The 20,406-nt window shown below is 34.6% G+C and carries 18 protein-coding genes; 13 read left to right on the top strand and 5 right to left on the bottom strand.

Annotated features, from left to right (window positions below):
• Nucleotides 1-12: 12 nt before the first annotated feature.
• Nucleotides 13-1,146, top strand: coding sequence for a glycosyltransferase (locus tag OLM53_RS13540; RefSeq protein ID WP_264520754.1), 1,134 nt, complete (start codon nt 13-15; stop codon nt 1,144-1,146).
• Here the strand turns inward: OLM53_RS13540 and OLM53_RS13535 are convergent.
• The 3 genes from OLM53_RS13535 to OLM53_RS13525 form a co-directional block, all read right to left on the bottom strand.
• On the bottom strand, nt 1,143-2,411 hold the full coding sequence (locus tag OLM53_RS13535) for an O-antigen translocase (protein ID WP_264520753.1): 1,269 nt from the start codon (nt 2,409-2,411) through the stop codon (nt 1,143-1,145). The two genes, OLM53_RS13540 and OLM53_RS13535, sit on opposite strands and share 4 nt — an antisense overlap.
• 1 nt (nt 2,412) lies before the next feature.
• On the bottom strand, nt 2,413-2,865 hold the full coding sequence (locus OLM53_RS13530) for an acyltransferase (protein WP_264520752.1): 453 nt from the start codon (nt 2,863-2,865) through the stop codon (nt 2,413-2,415).
• A 129-nt stretch (nt 2,866-2,994) separates the two neighbouring features.
• Nucleotides 2,995-3,972, bottom strand: coding sequence for a GNAT family N-acetyltransferase (locus tag OLM53_RS13525; RefSeq protein WP_264520751.1), 978 nt, complete (start codon nt 3,970-3,972; stop codon nt 2,995-2,997).
• A gap of 113 nt (nt 3,973-4,085) precedes the next feature.
• Here OLM53_RS13525 and OLM53_RS13520 point away from each other — a divergent pair, with 113 nt between their 5' ends.
• From OLM53_RS13520 to OLM53_RS13485, 8 genes are all read left to right on the top strand, one after another.
• Nucleotides 4,086-5,909 carry a gliding motility-associated C-terminal domain-containing protein gene (locus OLM53_RS13520; protein WP_264520750.1) on the top strand — a complete coding sequence of 608 codons (1,824 nt, stop codon included), beginning with the start codon at nt 4,086-4,088 and terminating at the stop codon, nt 5,907-5,909.
• A 35-nt stretch (nt 5,910-5,944) separates the two neighbouring features.
• Nucleotides 5,945-6,730, top strand: coding sequence for a TrmH family RNA methyltransferase (locus tag OLM53_RS13515; protein ID WP_264520749.1), 786 nt, complete (start codon nt 5,945-5,947; stop codon nt 6,728-6,730).
• 74 nt (nt 6,731-6,804) lie between these two features.
• Nucleotides 6,805-9,024, top strand: a complete 2,220-nt coding sequence (locus OLM53_RS13510; RefSeq protein WP_264520748.1) for a RelA/SpoT family protein — start codon at nt 6,805-6,807, stop codon at nt 9,022-9,024.
• 68 nt (nt 9,025-9,092) lie between these two features.
• Entirely contained in the window at nt 9,093-9,545 is a 453-nt protein-coding gene (locus OLM53_RS13505) for a Fur family transcriptional regulator (protein WP_264520747.1), read from the top strand.
• 3 nt (nt 9,546-9,548) lie between these two features.
• Complete coding sequence (locus tag OLM53_RS13500) at nt 9,549-9,776, top strand: hypothetical protein (protein WP_264520746.1); 228 nt, start codon at nt 9,549-9,551, stop codon at nt 9,774-9,776.
• A gap of 21 nt (nt 9,777-9,797) precedes the next feature.
• Complete coding sequence (locus OLM53_RS13495) at nt 9,798-10,439, top strand: hypothetical protein (protein WP_264520745.1); 642 nt, start codon at nt 9,798-9,800, stop codon at nt 10,437-10,439.
• Between the two features lie 22 nt (nt 10,440-10,461).
• Nucleotides 10,462-11,733: an adenylosuccinate synthase gene (locus tag OLM53_RS13490; RefSeq protein WP_264520744.1), complete on the top strand. Its 1,272-nt coding sequence runs from the start codon at nt 10,462-10,464 to the stop codon at nt 11,731-11,733.
• An 8-nt stretch (nt 11,734-11,741) separates the two neighbouring features.
• On the top strand, nt 11,742-12,551 hold the full coding sequence (locus tag OLM53_RS13485) for a hypothetical protein (RefSeq protein WP_264520743.1): 810 nt from the start codon (nt 11,742-11,744) through the stop codon (nt 12,549-12,551).
• 93 nt (nt 12,552-12,644) lie between these two features.
• Here OLM53_RS13485 and OLM53_RS13480 read toward each other — a convergent pair whose 3' ends face one another.
• Nucleotides 12,645-13,232, bottom strand: coding sequence for a hypothetical protein (locus OLM53_RS13480; RefSeq protein WP_264520742.1), 588 nt, complete (start codon nt 13,230-13,232; stop codon nt 12,645-12,647).
• A complete protein-coding gene (locus OLM53_RS13475; protein WP_413614247.1) occupies nt 13,233-15,107 on the bottom strand; it encodes an alpha-amylase family protein in 1,875 nt (624 codons plus the stop codon).
• A 129-nt stretch (nt 15,108-15,236) separates the two neighbouring features.
• On the opposite strand from OLM53_RS13475, the gene OLM53_RS13470 reads away from it, so the two are divergent.
• The 4 genes from OLM53_RS13470 (at nt 15,237) to OLM53_RS13455 (ending at nt 20,403) form a co-directional block, all read left to right on the top strand.
• The gene (locus OLM53_RS13470; protein WP_264520741.1) at nt 15,237-16,916 is read left to right on the top strand and encodes an OstA-like protein; all 1,680 of its coding nucleotides are present in this window, start codon (nt 15,237-15,239) and stop codon (nt 16,914-16,916) included.
• Between the two features lie 4 nt (nt 16,917-16,920).
• Nucleotides 16,921-18,108, top strand: a complete 1,188-nt coding sequence (locus OLM53_RS13465; protein WP_264520740.1) for an aspartate aminotransferase family protein — start codon at nt 16,921-16,923, stop codon at nt 18,106-18,108.
• Between the two features lie 153 nt (nt 18,109-18,261).
• A complete protein-coding gene (locus OLM53_RS13460; protein ID WP_264520739.1) occupies nt 18,262-19,662 on the top strand; it encodes a tetratricopeptide repeat protein in 1,401 nt (466 codons plus the stop codon).
• Nucleotides 19,663-20,403, top strand: coding sequence for a shikimate dehydrogenase family protein (locus OLM53_RS13455; protein WP_264520738.1), 741 nt, complete (start codon nt 19,663-19,665; stop codon nt 20,401-20,403).
• Nucleotides 20,404-20,406 lie beyond the last annotated feature (3 nt).

Genomic DNA, 20,406 nt, shown 5'->3' with positions numbered 1-20,406 from the left:
TATAGCAAGATAATGAAGATTTTACTCATTGGAGAATACAGTCGATTGCATAATTCTTTGAAAGAAGGATTGCAAAAATCAGGAAACGAAGTAACCCTTTTAGGATTTAAAGATGGTTTCAAAAAATATCCTGTCGATTTTCCATTGGAGAAAAAATGGGATAGTGGGTTTTTAAAAAAATGCAAGTTGGGTCTTCTAGTGTTGACAGGATTTGACATTTCTTCTTACTTAACTTATCGACAATTTTGGAAAAATAGAAACCATTTCAAAGACTTTGATGTGGTACAATTGATCAATGAAAATAGTTTTTTTTGTGATTATAGTCATGAAAAAAAGATACTAGACTTTATTTTTAAACACAATAAAAAAGTGTTTTTACTTTCTAGTGGTGATGATTATTGTTATGTTAAGTATAATTTTGAGCATCCAGAAAATCCATCAATTGTTCAACCCTATTTGGCAGGTAAAATAGAGGATAAAAATTTTACGAACGTATTGAAATTTAGAACTAAATCATTCGAAAAATTACATCACTATATTTTTAAAAACATACACGGTGTAATTGCTACCGATATAGATTATCAAATCCCATTACAAAACCATCCAAAGTATTTAGGGTTAATTCCTAGCCCAATAAACCTAACTAAATTCCCAACAAGCAACATAGAAATAAACGATAAGATTATAATTTTTCACGGGGTCAATAGAGAAAGTTACTTTAAAAAAGGGAATGATTATTTTGAGAAAGCCTTGGTAATTATAAAAGACAATTATCCTGAAAAAGTGCATATAACTGTAGTCGAAAATGTGCCCTATCAAAAATACATTTCTTTATACGACAATGCTCATATAGTGTTAGACCAGTTATATGGTCATGATCAAGGGAGTAATGGTTTGGAAGGAATGGCTAAACAAAAAGTGGTTTTCACTAATGCCAGTGAACTTTTTGAAAAACATTATAATCTGACTGAAAAGGTTGCCATAAACGGTTTACCTAATGTAGATTATTTGGTCCAAGAATTATCTTTTTTAATCGAAAATCCTTCCGAAATAATAGCTATTGGAACACGAGCAAGAACCTTTATCGAAAAGGAGCATGATTATTTAAAAATTACTGAACGTTATTTAGCAGTTTGGAAAGATTAGCGTTTAAAAAACAATTTCCTAAACATAAATAAAACCAAGGCCAAACAAATTAGATTAGCATAAAAATAAGCTTGTAAAACGCCTTCTACCGAAAACTTTTTCATTAAATAAATAGAAAGCAAAAAGTACGACAAATTAAAAACTATCTCTCCCAAAAAATAGCGCTTCATCATAGTTTTTACTAAAATTTGAAAGCCAAAAGCCAAAGTAATTATTCGGATAAAATCGCCCGCTAATTGCCAAATCAACAACTCATTGATGCTAGAAAAATCTTCCGTAAATGCTACTTTAATGATGATACTTCTCGCCAAATAAATAACAATCAACATGACTAAAAACAAAGGAACAAAGATTTTAAAATAGGACTTTAATTCGGCTTTAAATTCTTTCTCTGTGTGTATGGATGCTAATTTTGGCATATAATACAAGGACAAACCCGAGCTGAAAAACATCATATAAAAGCTAGACAATCTATTCACAGCATCCCAAATTCCGGCCTCCTGAATAGAATAATTTTTGACAATCCCGTTTCTGATAAAAAGCAAAGCCATAGGAACAATAACAGCACTCAACAAAGCCATAACCGAAAACCGTTTGATGACATTGAGGTATTTTGTGCTCATTATTTTTTGCAAATCAAATTTGAAATAATCGCTATCCTTTCTAACAAACAAAAAGGTAACTACCACCATTAAAAACTCACCAATAGCGATAGATAAAAGTCCTCCTGAAATATTATGTTTCCATATTAAAAAAGCGGTCAATACAAAGATGACTAGATTGGAAATTATCTGAATAACCACAATACTTTTATACTTTTCCAATCCATTATAAATGGCCAACCAAAAAGTATTAATCACCATAAAAGGCAATAATAATCCAAAAAAACGTATAGGTGTAGTATACTGATTGGTATAAAATAAAAAGGAAGAAATGGGAGTTGCAAAAGCAAAAACTAAGATGGCCAATAAGGTTGATATAACTAAAAACAACCAAAAAAAAGTAGAGTAAATCACCGAAAGCTCTCGTTTATCTTCTTTATTTTCTACAAATAATTTAACAATAGAATTACTGATACCAAGGGTGGCAACCGATTTAATCATCGTAGTGAAATTTCGGAAACTGCCCATCAAAGCCATTCCGCTTGTGCCTAAAAAAATGGAAATGATTTTGGAAGAAAAAATACCTAAAACAAAACTCACTGCTACCGAAATAGAATTCAGCGACAAGACTTTTAGTAACGTATTTTGCTTAAAGATTTTCAAATTAGAGGTTTCGTATTACTCGTGCCGGATTTCCCGCTGCAAAAACATTAGGTGGAATATCTTTTGTAACTACAGAACAAGCGCCAATCACTGAATTTTCCCCAATAGTTACGCCTTTAAAAACAACCGAATTATAATAAATAACCGCATTCTTTTTAATCGTTATTTGACCAGTTTTAGGAATACCTGTCATTCTTTTTTCAGGATCAAGGTCATGACCATCAGTATCTACCAAAAAGCAATTGATGCCAATCATTACATTGTCTTCTAAAGTGATTTTAGAAACTGCTTGAATAGAAGCTCCGTTTGCCATGACTACATTATCCCCAATAATTACTTCACTATCTTCTTCTAGAGAAAGAATATAATTATAACTCGAATAAGTAAAATGCGCCGCTGTAACTCCGTTTTGAAAATTACTTCCAAATTGTATTTTCCCTCTTCCACTAAGCAAAAGTGGTAAATATAAATTCGGTTTCCCAGTTACTCTCTTACAATCCGAAAGCAGTTTATACTTCCAAATTCTTAACGTAACAAAAAGGAAAAATTTTATCTTATACCTAATATTCACAATCCCTAAATTTTAAATTAAAACTGTATCTAATGCACTAAAGTTGGACGGACTCACTTCATAATAATCTTGAACCGTAGTTTTTGCCCCAAAACTTTCTTTCCAAAACAAAATTCCCTCATTAATCTTCTTTCCATTTTCTTCATGAGATGGCCCAAAATCAAAGAAATTTTTATCTTTAAAAACTTCAGTAACCAAATGATGGTACAAAAAATCCAAACTACCCAATTCATTCTTTTGTTCATTGCCCGAAATATATTGTGGATGGGCCACTTTATCGGTGACAAAAATAGTTGTTCCTGCTACGATTTTATCTTGATAATACACATTAAAATGTCGAATGTTATCTGGGAACTTTTGTTGCAAACTTATAATTTCTGCTGCGGCGTGAACTGGTTTGGCGTTGTGTTTTTTATCCAAATTAGGAATTAAAATTTCATTCCAAAACAAGTCAAACTGAAGTTCCTCTTTAATAACCAAATTGTTCTTTTCACCACGACGAATGCTTTCTTTTCGTGTTTTAGAAAATGAAAAAGGTTTTGTCAAATCAATGACAGAAAGACAATCTCTTCGAATCAATTTAGCATTGGTCAAAAATAAAGCATATTCAATTTCTTCCGAAAAATACGTGTTGTAAATAGAAGGAATTAATTTCATTTGAAAAATGCTAATTCCTATTTGATTCAAAAACTGTAAAACCGATTGAGCAATTTCAAGAACTTGTCCCAATTTAATAGTAGCATGAAAAACAAATCCGCCATAAGTCAATCCTTGATGAGAAAAAATAATGTCCCCAACTCTATTAGCTGGAATAACAGAAACCAATTTTTCAGCTTCAAAAACCAACAGTGAAAAATCATGAAATCTATCCTGATGGTATTCCATGAAATTACGGTGAAACAAAAAAGTTCCATTTTTGGACTCGCTAACAAAAGCATTCCAAACAGCAAAATCTTCTGGTGAATATTGTCTGACAGTATAGTTTCTCACGTGTAGTTTTTAAACATCGGAAAATTAAACATTTATTTTTAAAAAAGTCGGTCTTATTAAAAATTCAGTTTTCAAAAATAATTGTTTAATTTTAGCTTTTAAACCCATTTGTTTTGAAATCATATCGTGTTTTATGGATTTTCATCATACTCCTTAGTCCATTTCCAAAACTATTTGGACAAACTCAGAATGTGATTTTTTATCAACAATTCAATGGCAGATACGATTTTACTTTTATTGGAAACACCCTAAATGTAACCCCAAATGGAGCTTTCGACCCATGTTTAGTACTACCTAATTCTTCGGCAACTTTAAATCTAAATACAAACGATGTCATTGAAAAGGCTTATTTATATTGGGCAGGTTCTGGAACTGGTGATTTTGATGTGAAATTAAATGGTACTGATATCGCCGCACAACGCACTTTTTCGGCTACTCAAAATTCAAATGGACATCCTTTTTTTAGTGCTTTTGCCGATGTTACAACGTTTGTACAAACTACTGGAAATAGTCTTTATACGTTATCTGACCTTGATGTATCCCCCTTTTTAGATGCCTCTACCTATTGTGATAACGGAACTAACTTTTCGGGTTGGGCTATTGTGATTGTATTCAAAAACAGCAATTTGCCATTAAACCAACTCAATATTTATGACGGATTAGAAGCTTTGCAAACTGCAATCATTAATGTTCAAGATTCATTAGTTATTAATTTACCCAGTTTAAATGTATTGGATGCCGCTGGAGCTAAAATAGGTTTTGTGGCTTGGGAAGGTGATGCTTCTATTCATAATCAGGAATCATTATCTATTAATGGACATATTTTGAGTAATCCTCCTTTAAATCCTTCCGATAATATTTTTAATGGCACCAATAGCATTACAGGTGACAACACTTTATACAACATGGATTTGGATATTTTTGACATTCAAAACAACATCCATGTCGGAGATACCTCAGCTTCCATAAGTATGACTACAGCGCAAGATTTTGTATTAATTAATGCCATTGTAACCAAGTTAAATAGCCAACTACCCGATGCGACCATTGCTATCAATGCTGTTGATAAACAATGTGATTCAAAAACAATAGTGGTGCATTATACCGTTGCTAATTTAAATTGTACCAATCCGCTTCCTGCTTTAACCCCGATTTCGATTTATATCAATGGAGTGCTTTTTCAAACCCTATTAACTCCAGTTGAAATTCCTATTGACGGCACCATTAGTGACCAAATCACACTGGTTTTGCCTAATGCTATTAGTACCAATTTTGAAATCAAATTGGTTGTTGATGATGCTGGTAATGGAACTGGAATTGTAACCGAATTAGTAGAAAACAACAATGTATCCATCACAAATGAAACGCTTTTGCTTTCACCAACAATTAATCCTTTACAAAATTTGCAAGTTTGCAACGAGGGATTTACTAAAGGCACTTTTGATTTTTCAAGTTATGAAGATTTAGTAAAAACAAATCCTGGTGATGCAGTTTATTTTTATGAAACTCTTGAAGACGCCAACAATAATGTCAATCCCATTTTAAATAGTACCAATTATGTTGCTTTGACCACTCCCAAAGAAATTTTTGTTAGAGTGAACAATGCCAATTGTTTTGCCACTACTTCCTTTTTAGTAACCACAAGAAATTGTCCTCCAACAGTTTACAACTTCGTTTCTGCTAATAACGATACGCTAAATGACGTTTTTTTTATTGCAGGGTTACGTGATATTTTCTTGAATTTTGAACTCGAAATATACAGTCGTTGGGGAAGATTGATTTGGACAGGTAATCAAAATACCGAAGATTGGAATGGTTATGTAAAAGACGGAATTGGAACCAAAAATGCACCCGATGGCACCTATTTTTATTTATTGTTTTTAAATGATATTGATTATCCCGAACCATTGAAAGGCTTTTTATATCTAAATCATTAAAAAAACGAAGTAACTTTGACTTTTCAATTACTCGCATGAAACAAATTACCTCTTCTCAAAATCCGTTTATAAAGTCACTGATTCAACTTCAGGAAAAAGCCAAAGCCCGAAAACAATCTGGCACTTTTTTGATAGAAGGAATGCGCGAAATTGAACTCGCCATCAAAGGAAATTATGAATTAGAAACCCTTCTTTTTCTCCCCGATTTAGTTTCTGAAACCCAAATAAGCAAATTCAAAAAGCATTCAGAAGTAATAGAAATCTCAAAAGAAGTCTATCAAAAACTAGCCTATCGTGACACCACTGAAGGGATATTGGCTGTAGCCAAAACCAAATCTTTACAAGTAGTAGATTTAAAACTTCCCGAGAATCCCCTAATCCTTGTCATGGAAGCCATCGAAAAACCAGGAAATATTGGTGCTGTCCTTCGTACTTGCGATGCAGCAAAAATAGATGCGGTAATCATTGCCAATCCAAAAACCGATTTGTACAATCCGAATATTGTTCGATCTAGTGTTGGCTGCTTATTTACCAACCAAATTGCAACAGGAACTACGGAAGAAGTTATCGATTTTTTAATCAAAAACAACATTCATTTCTACAGCGCGACATTACAAAATTCAACTTCTTATCATACTCAAAATTACACTAAGCCAACCGCTTTAGTTGTAGGAACTGAAGCAACAGGTTTATCCCAAGAATGGCGAGAGAAAGCCACGCAAAATATCATCATCCCAATGCAAGGCGAAATAGACAGCATGAATGTTTCTGTTGCTGCCGCTATTTTGATTTTTGAAGCAAAAAGACAACGCGGATTTTAATATAAGATTTTAATTTTTCCATTTGCACAGTTCATTTGTTATGCTTATTTTTAGCTAATTGATTGAAACATGCTATGATTGAAATAGATTTAGAAGAAGAAAAAAAAGCTATTGCCCGAGAATACAAAGAATTACTTCGCATAAGTTACCAAACACTTACTGATTCTGATAAAAAACTCATCCGTAAAGCCTTTGATGTCGCTGTAGAAGCACATAAAGACCAACGCCGTAAATCGGGCGAAGCTTATATTTTTCATCCTATTGGTGTGGCCAAAATTGTAGCTTCTGAAATAGGGCTTGGCGCGACTAGTATTGCAGCAGCTTTAATGCACGATGTGGTAGAAGATACTGACGTAACCATAGAAGACATTGAAAAAAAATTCAATCCAAAAATTGCTCATTTGGTCGAAGGATTAACCAAAATTTCTCAGGTTAAAAAAGACATGAACATCTCGATGCAGGCGGAAAACTTCCGTAAAATGCTGTTGACATTGAATGATGATGTTCGGGTGATTCTTATCAAAATTGCGGATCGTTTGCACAACATGCAAACTATGGATTCGATGCCCGATTACAAACAAGTAAAAATTGCTTCCGAAACCTTATACATATACGCTCCATTAGCGCACCGATTGGGATTGTATAACATCAAAACCAAACTAGAAGATTTAGGCTTGAAATATACCGAGCCCGAAATTTACAAAGACATTGTCAGCAAAATAAAAGAAACCAAAGAAGAACAAGACGAGTACATCAAAACAATTTCTGATGTTTTGAAAAAAACATTAGATGAAGAGGGTGTTGAATATGTGATGAAGGGCAGACCAAAATCTATCTATTCTATACGAAGAAAAATGGCAGCTCAGAACGTGACTTTTGATGAAGTATACGACAAGTTTGCCCTCCGAATTATCTACAAATCTAATCTTCATGACGAGAAATTCTTAGCTTGGAAAATCTATTCTATTGTTACCGATCATTATCGCCCAAGTCCAAGTCGATTACGGGATTGGATTTCTTCTCCAAAATCTACAGGTTATGAAGCGTTACACATTACAGTAATGGGACCTAAAGGACGTTGGGTAGAAATTCAGGTGCGAAGCGAACGTATGGATGAAATTGCTGAAAAAGGATACGCAGCCCATTACAAATACAAACAAGGAGCCACTGAAGAAAGTGGTTTGGATACATGGTTAAATCTTTTAAAAGAAGCTTTAGAAAGTTCTGAAACCAATGCGGTTGATTTTGTGGAAGATTTCAAAATGAATTTGTATGCCAAAGAAATCTTTGTCTTCACACCCAAAGGAGAAATCAAATCCTTGCCTAAAGGAGCCACTTCACTCGACTTTGCCTTCAGCATTCACTCCGAAATTGGAATTAAAACACGCGGAACTCGAGTTAATGGGAAATTAGTGCCCCTAAATCATGAACTCAAAAGTGGTGACCAAATTGAAATCATTACTTCTATCCATCAAAAACCAACGATAAACTGGTTGGATTATGTTACTACCTCGAGAGCCAAAAATAAAATCAGAAACGTTCTCAACGAAAATACCAAGAAAATTGCCGAAGACGGAAGAGAGCTTCTTACTCGGAAAATGAAACATTTAAAAATTACGTTGAGTGAAAGTGTGGTTAATGAATTGGTTAATTTCTTCCATTTAAAAACTAGTCTGGATTTATTTTATCGTGTTGGAATTGGCTCTATTGAAAACCAACAACTCAAGGATTTTGCCGCTCAAAAAAGCAATACCTTGATGAATTTCTTTAAAAGTAAAATCAAGCGTTCACCAAGTTCCAACCCAGAAGACATCAACAAACAAGTGCTTAATAGCAACTATGATATGTTGGTTTTTGGCTCAGAACAAGATAAATTAGATTATAAATTATCGTCCTGTTGTAACCCCATTCCTGGCGATGAAGTATTTGGATTTATTACGATTAACGAAGGGATAAAAGTCCATAAAAAAGATTGTCCTAATGCCATTACGTTACAATCTAATTACGCCTATCGCATCATGCAAGCCAAATGGATTGACTCCACACAACAAGAATTCAAAGCCATTTTGAAAATTACAGGTATGGATAGTTTAGGATTAACCAATGAGCTAACCAAAGTAATCTCTAACAATATGCACGTGAATATTCAAAGTATTTCCTTGAGTGGTGATGCCGGAATTTTTAACGGACAAGTAGCGGTGGTGGTTCAGAATAATGCCATTTTGAAAAAATTAATAGACAACATCAAAAAGATTGACGGAGTGGATAAAGTAACTCGAGTATATACCAACTAAAATGTTGAATTGTTAATATTTAAACTCGCAAACTTTTAATCTTTACCCAAAAAAATTACCTTTGTCCTATGACACTAATTGCATCAGATAATCTCAAAAATCAAGAGACCGTAAAAAATGTTTTTACGATGTATCTTGAAAACAAAGGGCACCGCAAAACACCTGAGCGCTATGCTATTCTTCAAGAAATATATGAAAGCGAAGAACATTTTGATATCGAAAATTTGTATATCAAAATGAAGAATAAAAACTATCGCGTTTCTCGTGCCACCTTATACAATACTATTGAACTTTTATTGGATTGTGGTTTGGTTCGAAAGCATCAATTTGGTCAAAACCAAGCGCATTATGAAAAGTCTTATTTTGATAGACAACACGACCATATTATCATGACCGATACTGGTGAAGTTATAGAGTTTTGCGACCCAAGAATTCAAACTATCAAACAAACCATCGAAGAAATTTTTGGTATTGAGATACACAACCATTCCCTTTATTTTTACGCTAATAAAAAAGAATAATCTATGAAGCCTTTCGACTATTTTAAAAAGACTTTTGTTTTTGTTTTTGTTTTTATAATCGTTTATAAAGCCGTCGGGTCAATGTTCAATCGCTTTGCTGATTTAGATCTTCTATACGCTTTAAAAACGCTATTGGTTGCATTCACAACTGCCTTAGTTCTTGGTGTCATCAATTATTTTGCAAAAGTGGATTTGTTTATCAAAGACCGAAATCAGAAATCAAAAGAGTAGCGGCAATAAATTACAACCCTAATGAAATTAAGACATTCACTCCTTTTAGCTATCCTTTTATTTTTTACTTTTTGTTCAAGTAGCATAGCCCAAAGACTTCCTGATGAAGCAGAGCCTCTGAGATTCCACAAGGATTACACCGAGAATGGATTGATTTTTGGAACCATTACATTTCCAAATGAAAAAATGAGATTTGATAATTATAGTATTCTAATTAATTACATCACCTCAGATAAAAAATTGCGTAGAAAGTATTCTAACAACATCCGAATAGACCCTACAATGTTTGTAGGGAAACATTATGGAGAACTGGAAGGAGGCAAAACCTATCTGTTTGTTATGGAAAAAGAACCAGGAGAATATACTATTCCTTCTGTAAAATTTACCATTTTTAAGCTCTTTGATTCTTCCCCACAATTTAGCAATGCTAACGGTTTCTCAATCCCGTTCACTGTCAATAAAGGGGAAATTACATACATTGGAGAGATTAACATAAATGAATATGCACTAAAAGGAGAACCTATAATTACCATAGAGGATAAATTTGAAAGGGATAAAAATGCTATGAAAAGCAGGTATAAAATGGTGAACTGGGACGCAGCCGTGAAGTCTAAATTTGAACTCTTTCACCCAGATGGCGATGAAAAAATAAGCAACTACTAACAACATATAATACAACAACACAATGACCGTAGATTTACTACTCGGATTACAATGGGGAGACGAAGGCAAAGGAAAAATCGTTGACGTTCTAACCTCAAAATACGACATCATCGCTCGCTTTCAAGGCGGACCTAATGCTGGACACACCCTAGAATTTGACGGAATCAAACACGTCTTGAGAACCATTCCATCTGGAATTTTTCACAGCAACAATATCAACATCATCGGGAATGGTGTGGTGATTGACCCTGTGGTTTTTAAAAGCGAAATTGATGGCTTAGCCAAATTCAACCTCGATTTAAAATCGAAACTAATCATTTCTCGTAAAGCCCATTTGATTTTACCCACCCATCGTTTGCTAGATGCTGCTTCGGAAGCTTCGAAAGGGAAAGCTAAAATTGGTTCTACTTTAAAAGGTATTGGACCCACTTATATGGACAAAACAGGGCGTAACGGTATCCGCGTAGGTGATATTGAACTGGCTGATTTCAAAGAACGATACAGAGCTTTAGCCGACAAACACGAAGCTATGATTGCTTTTTACGATGTAAACATTCAGTACAATTTACCTGAACTGGAAAAGGAATTCTTTGAAGCTATTGTCGATTTACAAAAACTAACTTTCATTGACAGCGAAGAGTATTTAGCACAAGCCCAAAAAGCTGGAAAATCAATTCTATGCGAAGGGGCCCAAGGATCTTTGTTAGATGTTGACTTTGGTACGTATCCTTTTGTAACTTCTTCTAATACAACTGCCGCTGGTGCTTGTACCGGATTGGGTATTGCTCCTAATAAAATCAAAGAAGTATACGGCATTTTCAAAGCCTATACTACTCGAGTAGGTTCAGGACCTTTCCCTACGGAAGATTTTGGCGAAGCTGGAGATGTAATGGCAAGCGTGGGGAACGAATTTGGTTCGGTTACCGGAAGAAAACGCCGTTGCGGTTGGCTCGATTTAGTGGCATTGAAATATGCTATCCAAATTAATGGTGTCACCCAACTGATGATGATGAAAGGCGATGTACTATCAGGGTTTGAGACTTTGAAAGTCGCTACAGGATATAACTACAAAGGCGAAGTCATTCACCATTTACCTTATAATATAGAAGAAGAAAACGTCACGCCTATTTACACCGAATTCAAAGGATGGAAACAGGACTTAACGGGTTTGACCACTTTTGAAAGCTTACCCAAAGAACTAAAAGACTACATCGAATTCATAGAAAGAGAAGTAGAAGTCCCGATAAAAATTGTATCGGTAGGACCGGATAGAAAGCAGACGATTACGAGATAAAGCTGCCTATGAAAAGCTATTTTTTATTTCTTGCCATCTTCCTTTTTAGTATCAGTAATGCGCAAACGACGGAATATAGAGTTTCTTTAGATTCTGGGCTTTTCTCTTATGGAGGTGAAGGTGCTTTTTCCTCAAGCAGTATGGTCATTTACCCTGGAAGAACTGATGGGTATACTTTAAATCCTTATGGCAGTGATGTTGCTTTTTGTTATGGACTATCGGTTGATTGGAGACATATTACTAGCTCTAAAACCCTCTTTGGATTTTCTTTAGGTTATGAAATAGTACGAAGTAAAACAACCATTACTTTGGTTCAAGGCGATTTTTCATCCTTTTATGGAAACATAAATGGTTTCTTACCTAGTGGCGCAGAAACCGTTACGACCAACTATGACCTCAATGCTTTTCCGTATGCAGGTCACCGTTTCATGATAAAGAAAACTCCTGTTGATTTAGTCTTTGGAGTAGATGTTGCCTATATTTTAGGTTCGACCGAAAAAGGGGAAGCTAATGGCACCTCCGTTATTTCAGGAACTGTTGTGACTGTCGGAGGTGGGGGAAATGGAGGAACTGTTCCCGTTTTAGGAGCAATAATCCCTACTAACCAAACTACTTATACCTCCTCTAACAATATTTACAATACTTCTTTTGACCTTAGACCAAGACTACAAGTTTCAGCCGATTATTATAATTTCGGACTTTACCTAGGCTACTCCTACGGACTAGTGAATTACAATACCAATCCCAGAAGTGGAGCCAATACAGGAAATACTTATTCCAGAATGATCCGATTTGGAGTAACTTATAAATTGTTTTAGAGGATTTAAAAATTAAAACGATAAGAGGAACAATAATCCTATTTGACATTAAATAAAAAGAAACCCTTTCATCGCTGAAAGGGTTTTTTTGATTTATTTACTGATAACTATTGGAGGTAATGGGGCATATATGATGCTATCCATCATCTTCTCTCGGTCATCGCCTAGCTTCTGCATAAATTCGGTAATGGCATCGCCGTAGCTTCTTTTCGTGTAGGCATAAACTAGAATTCCCATTTTGCCGTTGCCCAAATATACTTTTTTGTATCGATACATATTAAACTCGACTATCAATAGTTTATCACCATCGCTTTGACTCAATAAAAAATCGACCATAAACTCCGTACTGTCCCCGTTTTGATGTACCTCATAGTTGCACACCTTGTCGGTCTTTTTTCTAACTTCGAGTTCTTTTACTTTTTGTTGCATCGCGGCTTCGGCTGTCACATCTTTATCAAAAACATGCAGCGTCACCATCTGATTATAATGATCAAAGTTTTCGCCTTCAGGCAAATATTCCTGTATATAATAAAAGTCTTTGGGATGTTCGCTCCACGAAAGTGCAAAGGAAGTTCCGTTAAATTTTAAAGGTCCTGTTACTCCTATCCTATCAATAGGGTCAGTAGTGGCTTTAGTGAATGACAATAAAGCTAGACTAAAAATAAGCAGGCATTTTTTCATTTAAGGCAACTTAAAGATAAACGATTCGCTTGGTTTCACACTTACCACCATCTTCCCTTCTCCATTGTTAACATTCAACTGCGATGTATTTCCGTAAAGTTGGTCTTTTACATTGTACACTCCGTCTTTTAAATTCCATGTTTTAATCACGTCGGCTGGCACTTGCAACTCAAATTTACTGGTAGTTACCCAAGAGAAATTGACTACTATAATCAATTTTTCATTGGCGGTCCAACGCACATAAGAATACAATCCGGCGTCGTATCCTTTGGTTTTATTACGGTTAATAGTTTGTATTTCTTGGTATTTGCCTGTTAACGCATCGCTTACTAAAGTAAAATTCAACAAACGAGAATAAAAATCTCTAAGGTCTTTTTCTTCTTTGGTTAATTGACCTCCGTCAAATTTCCCACCGTTCATCCAACGTTGGTGATTGGGTACTCCAACATAATCAAAAATACTAGTACGCGTTGGTTTTCCGAAACCGCCATCAATAGTTCCTGCTTCGCCTACTTCTTGACCAAAATAAATCATGGTAGGTGAAGTTCCCATAGTAGCAGAATATACCATCATAGGTTTTCCTTTTTCGGGTGTACCTGCAAAATCTTTACTAGCCAATCGTTGTTCATCATGATTATCTAAAAAATGGAGCATATGATGATCAATATCCGCCATTCCCATTTGAATATCCGAAAGCGGATCTGGCATAGCGTTTCCTTGAATGATGGCTTTCAAGTGGTCGTACGTTTCTACTTTATCATACAAATAATCCATTTTTCCTAACTTGATGTAGTTTCTATATTCCTTCGGATTATACACTTCTGCCATCAAAAAGGCATCTGGGTTTTTCATCTTTATGGCTGAATTCATATAGCTCCAAAATTCATAAGGCACCATTTCGGCCATATCATAACGGAAACCATCTACTCCTTTAGCGGTCCAATACAAAGCAATGTCACGGAATTTTTTCCAAGAACTTGGAACGTCTTTATCTTGCCAATAGGCATAATGCGCTTTATAGTCTTTGTTGTCATAACCTGCAGGTAATTCTGGGAAATCTTTTGAACCATCTGGTTTGATACCATAATTTACTTTCACAGTTTCATACCAATCGTTAATATCAGGCTTAGCTTGACGTGAACCATTACCTGTCCATTTTGCAGGATATTCAGTAAACTTACCATCAATAAGCGGATTTTTTTCTCCGTTTAAAGGCTTATAAGAATCAGATGTTGGCACTTCAAAAGCTTTACCTGGAATGTAATAGAAGTTATTGTTTCGGTCGTATTCTACAGAAGTATTATCATCGGCACCAAAATCGCGAACCCCTTTTGGATTACTCAAGCTATGGTAATTACGAGCAATGTGATTCGGCACAATATCGATAATCACTTTCAAGTCATTTTTATGAGTGCGAGCAATTAAGGCTTCAAATTCTTCCAATCGTTTCGCTGGATTTTCAGCTAAATCAGGATTCACATTGTAGTAATCTTTTACAGCATAAGGCGAACCAGCACGTCCTTTTACGACATCTGGATCATCATTTGAAATACCATATTTAGTATAATCTCGAATGACATCATGATGAGGAACTCCGGTGTACCAAATATAGGTTACTCCAAGTTTCTTAATTTCTTGTAGTGCTTTATCAGTAAAGTCGTTGAACTTCCCTACTCCATTTTCTTCAATGGTTCCCCAGGGTTTGTTGGTGGTATTTTTATTTCCAAATAGGCGGGTAAAAACTTGGTAGACTACATCTTTCTTTGGCGTATTGGTTACTTTGGGTTTGGCACTCATAGTGGTTTTTTTTTGGGCAACAGTTGTATTAACAATAACACAACTTAGGATTAAGGCAAATGTTAAACGTGTTTTCATACTATGTTCCGACTTAAAATTGGTTCCATAAGTCATAGCTACAAATATAGAAATATATGTAACATAAATAATTCTTAATAAACCATTTCATTATGTCGAATTTCATAAATTTGGCAAAAATATAAACACTTGAAAAAGTTACTTTTTTACTTATTGCTCCTTCTTAGTATTGCCAACCCACTTCAGGCTCAAAAAACCTCAAAAATAGTGGTGGAACATGCTGATTTTTTTAATAAAGATGATGAGAAAATTCCAGATGCTGTTTTGCTACAAGGCAATGTGAGAGTAAGTCATGAAGGGGTTGTTTTTACTTGTAATAAAGCTTATGTTTTTGAAAAAGAAAATTATTTAAAAGCTTTTGGCGAAGTTCAAATGGTACAAGGTGACACCCTTTATCTAAATAGTAAATATGCCGAATACAATGGTGAAGTAAAACAAGCTTATGCTACTGGTAATGTTATCATGCGTTCTACCGATGCTACATTGGTTACCGATACTATTAACTTTGACAGAAAAGTTCAAGAAGCATTTTATAATTCTTATGGTACGATTACCAATAAAGAAAACACATTAAAAAGTAAATCGGGGCGTTATTATGCCAATGAGAAAAAGTTCCGTTTTCTTACTGCCGTAACCATTACTAATCCAAAATATACTATCAAGTCCAATCACTTAGATTATTATACGAATTCGGGTCACTCCTACTTGTTCGGTCCTTCCACTATTACAAGTAAAGAGAATTACATTTACACTGAAAAAGGATTTTACGATACCAAAAAGAACTTGGCTCACTTTCTCCGGAAGTCCTATATTAGATATAAAGACCGTTTAATTGAAGCAGACAGTCTTTACTATGATAGAAATCGGGAATATGCTTCGGGAACTAATAATGTCAAAATCACCGATTCCATTAATAAAGGGATAATCAAAGGACATTATGCGGAAATCTATCGGAATCTAAAAACCGAGAAAGACTCGATGATCATTACCAAACGAGCGGTTGCAATTACTTTGGTCGAAAAAGACTCTATGTATATTCATGGCAAGAAAATGCTGGTTACTGGAAAAACTGGAAATCGAATCATTCGTGCCTTCAACAATGTTCGTTTCTACAAACTAGATATGAGCGGGAAATGTGACTCGATTCATTCAGACCAAAAGAAAGCCTTAACGAAACTTATTGGCAAACCTATTCTTTGGAATTATGAAAACCAAATGACTGGTGATGTTATGCATCTAATTGGCAATAACGAAACTGAAAAATTAGACTCGCTTAAAGTACTCAATAATGCCTTTATCATTTCTAAAGATTCACTCGGCACTGGTTATAATCAGGTCAAGGGACGGAATTTGTATGGTAAATTCAAAGACAACAAACTTTATGATGTAGATGTCGTCAAAAATGCAGAAGTCATTTATTATATGCGCAATGACAAAAATGAGTTGATTGGTATCAATAAGAATGTAAGTAGTAAAATCAATATGACTTTGGATAAAAACACTATTGACACCATTACCTTTTTTGACCAAGTAGATGGCGATATTTATCCCGAAAAAGATTTACCCGAAAACACACGAAAATTGAGGGGATTCATATGGCGTGGCGATGAACGAATAAAAACTAAAGACGATATTTTCCCTGAAGAAGAAAATGTGTTAGATGCCAAAATTCAAGCTGAACGAAAAGCACAAATGGCTAAAGAGGATACCCCTTTAGAACCTAGCAAAGAAACTTTGGATTACGATAAAAACAATCCAAAACCAAAGGCTGAAAAAATAGACTCCAATTCAAAACCGATGGTGAAATAAGCTAATGAAGCAAGATTTTTTAAAATACCAAGCACAAACATCTCCTTATCCATTAGGCATGGAAGTCTCACATGCTGTGGGTTCCTATATTTATGACACTAATAATAAAAAATATTTAGATTTTGTTGCTGGGGTTTCTGCTTGCTCATTGGGACACCAACACCCAAGAGTCAATCAAGCCATCAAAGACCAACTAGACAAATATTCCCATGTTATGGTTTATGGTGAATATGCGCAACATCCTGCTGTGGCTTATTGCAAATTATTAGTAGAAAATCTACCACCAAGTTTGAACAAAGTTTACTTAGTTAATTCTGGTACCGAAGCTTGTGAAGGCGCTTTGAAATTGGTTCGAAGAGTTACAGGAAGAAGCCAACTGATTTCTTGTCACAATGCCTATCATGGAAATACAATGGGATCGATGAGTGTGATGGGTTTTGAAGAGCGCAAGCAAATTTTTCGTCCGTTAATTCCCGATGTTGATTTTATTACTTTCAATAACGAAGAAGACATTCTAAAAATAACAACTAAAACCGCTGGAATCATTTTAGAAAGTATTCAGGGTGGTGCTGGTTTTATTGAACCCAAAAATGATTTCTTTGCCAAAGTAAAAAGACGTTGTGAAGAAGTGGGTGCTCTAATGATTGTAGATGAAATTCAACCTGGTTTTGGAAGAACCGGAAAATTATTCGGTTTTGAAAACTACAATGTTGTTCCTGACGTAGTTATAATAGGAAAAGGAATGGCGGGCGGAATGCCAGTTGGAGGATTCATAGCCAATAAGAAGCACATGGATTTATTGAGTCACGATCCCAAACTAGGTCATATTACCACTTTTGGCGGGCATCCTGTCATTGCGGCAGCTTGCTTGGCTACTTTAGAAGAAATTTTAGAAAAAGACTACACAAAACAATCATTAGCAAAAGAAAAGCTGTTTCGAGAACTTTTGGTACATCCTTTGATAGAAGAGATTCGAGGAAAAGGATTAATGCTTGCGGCAATGACAAAAGAGGCAACAATTACTAACAAAGTAATTTTCAAATGTCAAGAAAAAGGGTTGATTTTATTTTGGTTACTTTTTGAAGCAAACGCAATAAGAATTACTCCTCCTTTAACCATCTCTGAAGACGAAATCAAAGAGGGTTGCGCTATCATCCTCGAAGCAATGGATGAAATTAGTAAAGAATCGTAGGGAAATAAAAACCTTACTTGTTATATGCTAAAGCATTAGCCCTAAAACTACAACTTGAATTGTTAATTAAATTGTTTACAACAATAAATCCAATTCATTATTTAAGCAGCGTGTTTCCCTAATTTTATTAAGGATAATTTAATACCTACAATTATGCACCTAGATCACGACGAAGAAGATTATAACTTATCCTTATCGAAATTCGAATCTATGTTAAAAACTAACAAAGTATTCTTTTTCGATTCAGAGGAATTTGAGGAAATTATTCTACATTACCTCGATATGGGAAAAGCTAATTTAGCCAAGAAAGCTTTAAAGTTAGGACTAGAACAACACCCAAAATCTACCGGATTAAAATTAGTTCAAGTAGAAATGTTAGTTTACGATGACAAATTAGATCAAGCAGAAAAGTTACTCAACGAATTATATGCTATCGAACCTACTAACGAAGAAATTTTTATCCAAAAAGCCAACATCTATTCTAAAAGAGATGACCACGAAAAAGCGGTAGAGTTTTTAAAAACCGCTTTAAAATATACTGAAGATTATGCCGATGTGTATAACTTAATCGGGATGGAATATCTTTTTATGGATAATCTAGAATTGGCCAAAGAAAACTTTATCAAATGTTTAGAAGAAGATTTTGAAGACCAATCTGCGTTATATAATGTGGTGTATTGCTTTGAATTTTTAGATCAAAACTTAGAAGCCATTGAATATCTAAAAACCTATATCGATAGAAATCCATACAGTGAAATCGCATGGCATCAATCGGGAAGATTGTATTATGGCGTTAAAGATTATGAAAATGCAGCTACTTCTTTTGAATTAGCCACATACATAGATGATGAATTCATCGGTGCTTATATGGAAAGAGGAAAAGCATTAGAACGCTTAAAAAGATATCCAGAAGCCATCGAAAGCTACAACAAAACTATCGAATTAGACGACCCTACTTCCTACGCCTTGCTTCGTATAGGAAAATGTTTTGAAAAACTGGGAAACAAAGTCGAAGCATTAAAATATTTCAACAAAACAGTGCATGAAGATCCTCTTTTAGACAAAGGTTGGATTGCTATTACTGATTTTTATGTACGTCAAAAAAACTACCAAAAAGCACTATATTTTGTAAACAAAGCTTTAGCCATTGATGATCAAAATCGATTATACTGGAAACGTTATGCTACGATTAATAAAGCGATGGATCATTTTGAAGAAGCTGAATTTGGGTATCGTAAAGCTATAGAATTTGGTGATGTTCAATTAGACACTTGGTTATTTTGGGTGGATATTATGCAAATAATGGGCGAATTTAATAACGCTATCCTAACGTTAATTCAAGCATTAGAATATTTCCCAGAGGATTACGAAATAGAATATCGTTTAGCTGGTTTTCATTTTTTACTTAACGAAGAAGAAAAAGGAAATTACCATCTAAGTAATGGTTTGCGAATTAATTTCAAACACCAAACGCTATTAAAAGATTTATTTCCTATGGTCTGGGAAAAACAATCCGTACAAGAGTATATTTCAAAACATCAAAAACCAGAATAAATGTCGAGAAGACAATTTGGTTTGATTGGTAAAAACATAAGCTATTCCTTTTCAAAGAAATACTTCACCGATAAATTTGCTTTAGGGAATTTAGCTGATTGTTCTTATGAGAATTTTGACTTAGCTTCTATAGAAGAATTTCCAACTATCATTAGCCATAATCCCGATTTAAAAGGATTGAATGTAACCATTCCGTATAAAGAAACTGTAATTCCCTATTTGCATAAACTTTCTAAAAATGCCGCGCAAATTGGTGCTGTAAATGTTATTCGTTTTACCAAAAAAGGAAAACTAAAAGGATACAATTCTGACTATTATGGCTTTATGAAGTCATTACAACCCTTATTAAAACCTCATCACAAAAAAGCATTGATTCTAGGAACAGGAGGCGCTGCTAAAGCAGTTTCTTTTGCTTTAGACAAATTGGGAATTCTATACACTTTTGTAACTCGAGAAGAAAAAGAAGGTATGATTGATTACAACCGAATCAACGCCACAACTTTTGATAATTATCAAATTATTATCAATTGCACACCATTGGGGACAAGCCCAAATACCAAAGAATTCCCACCAATACCTTATACCTTTTTTACGCCAAATCACATTGCTTTCGATTTGATTTACAATCCGGAAGAAACTCAATTTTTAAAAAAAGCTAAGAAAAAAGGTGCCGTAACTAAAAACGGTTATGAAATGCTAGAACTTCAAGCCGAAAAAGCTTGGGAAATTTGGAATAAATAAACT

Source organism: Flavobacterium sp. N1994 (assembly GCF_025947145.1).
Lineage (GTDB): Bacteria > Bacteroidota > Bacteroidia > Flavobacteriales > Flavobacteriaceae > Flavobacterium.
The sequence above is the reverse complement of the archived record's forward strand: the minus strand, read 5'-3'. Positions and strand labels throughout refer to the sequence as shown.

What these genes read in the sequence shown, in the direction of transcription:
- OLM53_RS13540 (WP_264520754.1), top strand. Translation starts at nt 13, where the DNA reads ATGAAGATTTTACTCATTGGAGAATACAGTCGATTGCATAATTCTTTG.
- OLM53_RS13515 (WP_264520749.1), top strand. Translation starts at nt 5,945, where the DNA reads ATGAAACAAATTACCTCTTCTCAAAATCCGTTTATAAAGTCACTGATT.
- OLM53_RS13510 (WP_264520748.1), top strand. Translation starts at nt 6,805, where the DNA reads ATGATTGAAATAGATTTAGAAGAAGAAAAAAAAGCTATTGCCCGAGAA.
- OLM53_RS13505 (WP_264520747.1), top strand. Translation starts at nt 9,093, where the DNA reads ATGACACTAATTGCATCAGATAATCTCAAAAATCAAGAGACCGTAAAA.
- OLM53_RS13500 (WP_264520746.1), top strand. Translation starts at nt 9,549, where the DNA reads ATGAAGCCTTTCGACTATTTTAAAAAGACTTTTGTTTTTGTTTTTGTT.
- OLM53_RS13495 (WP_264520745.1), top strand. Translation starts at nt 9,798, where the DNA reads ATGAAATTAAGACATTCACTCCTTTTAGCTATCCTTTTATTTTTTACT.
- OLM53_RS13490 (WP_264520744.1), top strand. Translation starts at nt 10,462, where the DNA reads ATGACCGTAGATTTACTACTCGGATTACAATGGGGAGACGAAGGCAAA.
- OLM53_RS13485 (WP_264520743.1), top strand. Translation starts at nt 11,742, where the DNA reads ATGAAAAGCTATTTTTTATTTCTTGCCATCTTCCTTTTTAGTATCAGT.
- OLM53_RS13480 (WP_264520742.1), bottom strand. Translation starts at nt 13,232, where the DNA reads ATGAAAAAATGCCTGCTTATTTTTAGTCTAGCTTTATTGTCATTCACT.
- OLM53_RS13475 (WP_413614247.1), bottom strand. Translation starts at nt 15,107, where the DNA reads ATGAAAACACGTTTAACATTTGCCTTAATCCTAAGTTGTGTTATTGTT.
- OLM53_RS13465 (WP_264520740.1), top strand. Translation starts at nt 16,921, where the DNA reads ATGAAGCAAGATTTTTTAAAATACCAAGCACAAACATCTCCTTATCCA.
- OLM53_RS13460 (WP_264520739.1), top strand. Translation starts at nt 18,262, where the DNA reads ATGCACCTAGATCACGACGAAGAAGATTATAACTTATCCTTATCGAAA.
- OLM53_RS13455 (WP_264520738.1), top strand. Translation starts at nt 19,663, where the DNA reads ATGTCGAGAAGACAATTTGGTTTGATTGGTAAAAACATAAGCTATTCC.